This window comes from Pseudomonas sp. ACN5 (assembly GCF_002303975.1).
Taxonomy (GTDB): Bacteria; Pseudomonadota; Gammaproteobacteria; order Pseudomonadales; family Pseudomonadaceae; genus Aquipseudomonas; species Aquipseudomonas laurylsulfatiphila.
The window spans coordinates 287,706-294,448 of the sequence record NZ_MRCP01000009.1; the positions used below are offsets into that span (position 1 = coordinate 287,706).

General features: G+C 60.9%; 5 protein-coding genes and 1 pseudogene. All 6 read left to right on the top strand.

Features of this window, described 5'->3' with window-relative positions; genetic code table 11:
- Nucleotides 1–178: 178 nt before the first annotated feature.
- The gene (locus tag BSF40_RS18755; protein WP_095966205.1) at nt 179–1,519 is read left to right on the top strand and encodes an MFS transporter; all 1,341 of its coding nucleotides are present in this window, start codon (nt 179–181) and stop codon (nt 1,517–1,519) included.
- Nucleotides 1,520–1,558: 39 nt separating this feature from the next.
- Nucleotides 1,559–2,386 (top strand): phosphonoacetaldehyde hydrolase, encoded by an 828-nt coding sequence (phnX, locus tag BSF40_RS18760; protein ID WP_015095080.1) that lies wholly within the window; start codon nt 1,559–1,561, stop codon nt 2,384–2,386.
- Between the two features lie 75 nt (nt 2,387–2,461).
- A complete protein-coding gene (locus BSF40_RS18765; RefSeq protein ID WP_095966206.1) occupies nt 2,462–3,982 on the top strand; it encodes an aldehyde dehydrogenase family protein in 1,521 nt (506 codons plus the stop codon).
- A 177-nt stretch (nt 3,983–4,159) separates the two neighbouring features.
- Nucleotides 4,160–5,185: pseudogene (locus BSF40_RS33575) on the top strand (cache domain-containing protein); the annotation flags it as partial.
- Between the two features lie 108 nt (nt 5,186–5,293).
- Nucleotides 5,294–6,043, top strand: coding sequence for a methyl-accepting chemotaxis protein (locus BSF40_RS33580; protein WP_371918100.1), 750 nt, complete (start codon nt 5,294–5,296; stop codon nt 6,041–6,043).
- Nucleotides 6,044–6,121: 78 nt separating this feature from the next.
- Nucleotides 6,122–6,743 (top strand): AMP-binding protein (locus BSF40_RS18775; protein ID WP_141249763.1); only part of this gene is annotated, 622 nt, incomplete at its 3' end.

Consider the following 6,743-nt stretch of genomic DNA (forward strand, 5'->3'; position numbering starts at 1 on the left):
GTACCGCTCGGCAGCGCCGGGCAGGAGTCAGCGATCGCGTAATTCATGAATCAAAGCCTGATGCCATTGGCACGTTCATCGATCGATGTCGTGCCAATGGACAGACTTGTGCACCGAAAACAAAAACAAAAACCGACCAATTTGCGCTGTCTGGCACCACATACGGGATCAGTACACCATGAACAACACGACAAGCCCTCTCGCCACCGGCTGGAAATCCCTCCAGCGTTGGCGCGTGCAGATTTTCCTCATCACTTGGGTGGCATACGCCGCCTTCTACTTCACCCGCAAAGCGTTCTCCGTCGCCAAGCTGGGTATTGGCGAAGACCCGGACTTCATGCTCGAAAAGGCCGTGATGGCCAACCTCGACGCCCTGTACCTGACGGCCTATGCCGTGGGCCAGTTCCTGTGGGGCAACTTCTCCGACCGTTTCGGCCCAAGGGTGGTGGTCCTCAGCGGCCTGGTCATTTCGGCGGCGGCGGCGCTCCTGATGGGGACCTACGCCACGCTACCGATCTTCGTCTCCTGCATGCTGGTGCAGGGTTTCGCCCAATCCACCGGTTGGTCGGGCCTGTGCAAGAACGTCGGGAGTTTCTTCAGTACCAGTGAGCGTGGTCGCGTACTCGGTTACTGGAGCACCTCGTACGCCTTCGGCGGTCTGGTGGCCACGCCGTTTGCCGGCTGGTGGGCTTATCAGGCCTATCACGACTGGCGCATCGCGTTCATCAGCAGTGCCGTTGTCGTGCTGGTGGTGGCGGTGTTGTTCTATTTCCTGCAACGCAACCGTCCGGAAGACGTAGGCCTGCCTGCTGTCGAAATCGAGATCGAACCGGTCAGCAACGTCGTGGTGCCCCGCGAAAGCATGTGGGCCGGCATACGGACCGTGATGAAAAATCGCACCGTGCTGGTGCTCGGCCTTGCCTATTTCATGCTCAAGCCCGCGCGCTACGCCATCCTGCTGTGGGGCCCGGTCATCATCTATGAACGCATGCCCGAAATTGGCAAGGTCGCCTCCGCCATCGTCCCGACCTCGTTTGAACTGGCGGGTCTGGTAGGCCCCATCCTCATCGGCATCGCATCGGACAAATACTTCGGCGCTCGTCGCATACCGGCCTGCGTGCTCAGCCTGGTGGTCCTCACTGTCTGCCTGGGTCTGTTCGTTCCCGCCATGCAAAGCGGCAGTCTGTACATGGTGGTCGGCCTGCTGTTCATGATGGGCCTGACGCTGTACGGGCCGGACTCGATGATCAGCGGCTCGGCGGCCATCGACTTCGGCAGCAAGGACGGAGCTGCGTCCGCCGCCGGTTTCGTCAACGGCTGTGGTTCGGTCGGTGCAGTCCTCGGCGGCCTGCTGCCGGGTTATTTCGACACCATCACCGTGTTCATGGTCTTCACCGGCGCCGCAATACTGGCCATCTTGATGTTGCTGCCATTCTGGAACAGCCGGCCGAAAACCCTGGAAAACCCGCTGTTGGTATCGACCCCGGTACAACCGGTCATTGTCGGCACCACGCCTTGAATTCGTACTACCCACTCACCTTTCCCTGGAGCAATCATCATGCAATACAAACAACCTTCCCAACTGCAAGCCGTGGTTCTGGACTGGGCGGGCACCGTCGTTGATTTCGGTTCCTTTGCACCCACGCAGATTTTTGTCGAAGCCTTCGCCGAGTTTGGCGTAGCGGTCTCCCTGGCAGAAGCCCGGGGTCCGATGGGCATGGGCAAGTGGGACCACATCCGCACGTTGTGCAACGAGCCGCAGATCGCCGAACGTTACCAGGCAGCCTTCGGACGCCTGCCGACGGATGACGATGTCACCGCCCTTTATGAGCGCTTCATGCCCTTGCAGATCGAGAAGATCGCCCTGCACTCGGCGCTGATTCCGGGTGCGCTGGATACGATCGATGCCTTGCGCGACAAGGGCCTGAAAATCGGTTCGTGCTCGGGTTACCCGGCCGTGGTCATGGAGAAAGTCGTCGAGCTGGCGCGCAAGAACGGCTACGTCGCCGACCACGTCGTGGCCACTGACGAAGTACCCAATGGCCGCCCGCACCCGGCCCAGGCCCTGGCCAACGTGATCGCTCTGGGCATCAGCGATGTGGCTGCTTGCGTCAAGGTCGACGACACCTGGCCAGGCATCCTTGAAGGCCGCAGTGCCGGCATGTGGACGGTCGCATTGACCTGCTCCGGCAACGCACTGGGGCTGACCTATGACCAGTTCAGGGACTTGCCTTCGGACAAGCTGGCCGAAGAGCGCGCCCGCATCACCAGGATGTTCGAAGGTTCGCGCCCGCACTACCTGATCGACACCATCGTCGATCTACCGGCCGTCATTGAAGACATCAATGCACGCCTGGCTCGTGGCGAAACCCCTCAGGGTTCCTGACCCTGCACGGCTTGTGCACCTGACAGTGGCCGCCCTGTGGGCGGTCACACCTCAAAACAACAAGAGAACCCGATCATGAACTACGCCCACCCAGGCACTGCCGGTGCCATCGTTTCCTTCAAGTCCCGCTACGGCAACTACATCGGCGGCGAGTTCGTCGCACCGGTCAAAGGTCAGTACTTCACCACCACCTCGCCCGTGAATGGCCAACCGATTGCCGAGTTCCCCCGCTCCACGGCCGAAGACATCGACAAAGCCCTGGACGCTGCCCACGCCGCCGCCGACGCCTGGGGCAAGACCTCGGTGCAGGACCGCTCCCTGGCGCTGTTGAAAATCGCCGACCGCATCGAGCAGAACCTCGAACTGCTGGCCGTCACTGAAACCTGGGACAACGGCAAGGCCGTGCGTGAAACGCTGAACGCTGACATCCCGCTGGCCGTGGACCACTTCCGCTACTACGCCGGTTGCATCCGCGCGCAGGAAGGCAGCTCGGCGGAAATCAACGAACACACTGCGGCCTATCACTTCCATGAGCCGTTGGGCGTGGTCGGGCAGATCATTCCGTGGAACTTCCCGATCCTGATGGCCGCGTGGAAACTCGCCCCGGCCCTGGCTGCCGGCAACTGCGTGGTGCTCAAACCCGCCGAGCAAACCCCGCTGGGCATCACCGTGCTGGTCGAACTGATCGGCGACCTGCTGCCACCGGGCGTGCTGAACATCGTGCAAGGCTTCGGCAAAGAAGCCGGCGAAGCCCTGGCCACCAGCAAACGCATCGCCAAGATCGCCTTCACCGGCTCGACCCCGGTTGGCTCGCACATCATGAAATGCGCCGCCGAAAACATCATTCCGTCCACCGTGGAGCTGGGTGGCAAGTCGCCGAACATCTTCTTCGAAGACATCATGAAGGCCGAACCGTCCTTCATCGAGAAAGCCGCCGAAGGCCTGGTGCTGGCGTTCTTCAACCAGGGTGAAGTCTGCACCTGCCCGTCCCGTGCGCTGGTGCAGGAGTCGATCTACGACGAATTCATGCAAGTGGTGATGAAGAAGGTCCTGCAAATCAAGCGCGGCGACCCGCTGGACACCGACACCATGGTCGGCGCCCAGGCGTCCGAGCAGCAATTCGACAAGATCCTTTCGTACCTGGAAATCGCCAAGGGCGAAGGTGCCGAGTTGCTGACCGGCGGCAAGGTGGAAAAACTCGAGGGCAACCTGGCGAGCGGGTATTACATCCAGCCGACGCTGCTCAAGGGCACCAACAAGATGCGTGTGTTCCAGGAGGAAATCTTCGGCCCGGTGGTGAGCATCACCACCTTCAAGGACGAAGCCGAAGCCCTGGCCATCGCCAACGACACCGAGTTCGGCCTCGGCGCCGGCCTCTGGACCCGCGACATCAACCGCGCCTACCGCATGGGCCGCGCCATCAAGGCCGGTCGTGTATGGACCAACTGCTACCACCTGTACCCGGCGCACGCCGCGTTCGGCGGCTACAAGAAGTCCGGCGTCGGCCGTGAAACCCACAAGATGATGCTTGATCACTATCAGCAGACCAAAAACCTGCTGGTGAGCTACGACATCAATCCGTTGGGCTTCTTCTAAAAACCGGGGCGCTACAGGTGTTTTTGTGGCGCCCTTTTTACCGCTTTCGCGAGCAAGCCCGCTCCCACAGGGGGGAGTATGAACACAAGTCCAATGTGGGAGCGGGCTTGCTCGCGAAGGCGTCCTCACTGACCTGAGATTTTTCTGTTCCCCTTGATCGCCCCTTTGGAGCCCTCGATGAAAATCCGTTACAAGGTGAGCCTTGTGGCTGCTTGCGTGCTGTTGGTGACCACCAGTCTTCTATCGCTGGTTCAGGTAGAGCAGATCCGTAGCATTTTGCGTCACCAGGTCGAGGCGAGCATTGCCGAATCGAGCAATGCGGTGGCACGTCAGATCGAGAACTGGCTGAACGGCAAGCTTCATTTGATGGACCTGGCCTCCCAGGCGATCGATCGCCAGTACAGTGTGCAAACGACCCAACGCATCATCGATTCGCCCATTCTGAAAGACGAATTCAAGCTGGTGTTCGGCGCCCTTGAGGCAGATGGAAAGCCCATCAAGAACACGGCCGCGTGGAATCCGAAACCCGACTATGACGGTCGTACCCGCCCCTGGTACGCGACGGGAAAGACCGGCAGCCAAGCCGTCCTGACCGAACCCTACAAGGACTCCACCACGGGTGAGATCCTGATCTCGGCCGTTGCCCGGATCAGCGACGCGGGACAGTGGCTCGGGGTGTTTGGCGGTGACATCCGCCTGACCACGGTGGCCGATGCCATCAATACCCTGGATTTCGGCGGGGCCGGTTATGCGTTCCTGCTCAGTAAAAGCGGCAACATCATTTCTCACCCGAACGCCGAACTGAACGGCAAGCCCTACAGTCAGCTTTTTGCCGGGAGCGCCCTGCCCCTCGACGCTCAGCTTCAAGAGGTGCGCAGTGATGGGAAGTCGCTCCTGGTGTCCTTCATCCCGCTCTCCGGGCTCAAGGGTATGGATTGGTACATCGGCGTGGTCCTGGACCAGGACATCGTCATGGCCGCCGCCCATACCCTGAGTTGGCGAGCCGTGATCGGTACCGGCCTGGGCGTGCTGCTCAGCCTGTTGGTGTTGGGCCTGCTGGTCAGGCGACTGCTGCGGCCGCTGGAACAACTGAAAGACTCGCTGGCGGACATCAATCGCGGTGAAGGCGACCTGACTCGCCAGCTGCCCGTGGTCGGCAATGATGAAATTGCCCTGGTCGCCGGGGAGTTCAACCAGTTCCTGCACAATCTCAAGGCGCTCATTGGCGACGTGAAAAACAGCTCGCAACAGGTCCGCGAGAGCACCACAGCGACCTCATGGGAAGCGGATCAAGCCGCCAACCGCGTCCAGGTGCAATTGCAGGAACTGGATCAACTGGCGACCGCCATGACCGAGATGGCCTCGACCGCCGAGGATGTCGCGCGCAACGCGCAAACCGCTGCCGAAGCGGCCATCGCAGCTAACGAAGAGACCGCCGACGGCGTCGCTCTGGTTTCCCGGTCTACCGGGGCCATCAAGCGCTTGGCCGAGGAGATGGACGCCACCGGTCATGCGATCAATGACTTGTCCACCCTCAGTCAAAGCATTGAATCGATTGTGGCGGTCATCACCAGCATCGCTGACCAGACCAATCTGCTCGCCCTCAATGCCGCCATCGAGGCGGCCCGTGCCGGCGAATCGGGACGCGGGTTTGCGGTCGTGGCCGATGAGGTGCGCTCCCTGGCCTCGCGCACCCAGCAATCCACCCAGGAAATACGCGAGATGATCGACCAGCTGCAGACCGGGGTAAAACACGCCCAGGCACGCATGCAGCAGAGCCGCGACACGGCCAGCAAAACGGCCGGGGATGCCAACGCCGCCAATGACACCCTCGAACGCATACGCGAAGCCATTTACCGCATCAATGACATGAACCTGCAGATTGCCGCGGCCGCTGAAGAACAAAGCGCCACGACCGAAGAAATCAACCGCAACACCACCAATATCCGCGATATCAGTCTTGAAGTCTCCGGCAGTGCGGACAAGCAGGCTCGCCAATGCTCAGCAATGGTCGAGCACGTCGGCCAGCAAGACAAACTACTGAGTCGCTTCCGGATTTGAATGTTGCATTTGCCCGAATGCTTGAGCTGCAAACCCGTAACAGATCACAAAAACAACTATTCCACCGAGGTAAGAAAGATGAGTGCGGCTTCCCTGTATCCCGTTCGTCCCGAGGTTCTGGCCAACACCCTGACCGACGAGGCGACCTACAAGGCCATGTACCAGCAGTCGGTCGTCAACCCGGACGGCTTCTGGCGCGAGCAAGCCAAGCGCCTCGACTGGATCAAGCCGTTCACCACGGTGAAGCAGACCTCCTTCGACGATCACCATGTCGACATCAAGTGGTTCGCCGACGGCACCCTGAACGTTTCCTACAACTGCCTCGACCGTCATCTGGCCGAGCGCGGCGATCAGGTCGCGATCATCTGGGAAGGCGATGACCCTGCCGAAAGCCGCAACATCACTTACCGCGAGCTGCACGAGCAGGTCTGCAAGTTCGCCAACGCCCTGCGCGGCCAGGACGTGCACCGCGGCGACGTGGTGACGATCTACATGCCGATGATCCCCGAAGCCGTGGTCGCCATGCTGGCCTGTACCCGGATCGGCGCGATCCACTCGGTGGTGTTCGGCGGGTTCTCGCCGGAAGCCCTGGCCGGTCGCATCATCGACTGCAAATCCAAAGTGGTGATCACCGCCGACGAAGGCATTCGTGCCGGCAAGAAGATCCCGCTCAAGGCCAACGTCGACGACGCGCTGACCA

What these genes read in the sequence shown, in the direction of transcription:
- BSF40_RS18755 (WP_095966205.1), top strand. Translation starts at nt 179, where the DNA reads ATGAACAACACGACAAGCCCTCTCGCCACCGGCTGGAAATCCCTCCAG.
- phnX (WP_015095080.1), top strand. Translation starts at nt 1,559, where the DNA reads ATGCAATACAAACAACCTTCCCAACTGCAAGCCGTGGTTCTGGACTGG.
- BSF40_RS18765 (WP_095966206.1), top strand. Translation starts at nt 2,462, where the DNA reads ATGAACTACGCCCACCCAGGCACTGCCGGTGCCATCGTTTCCTTCAAG.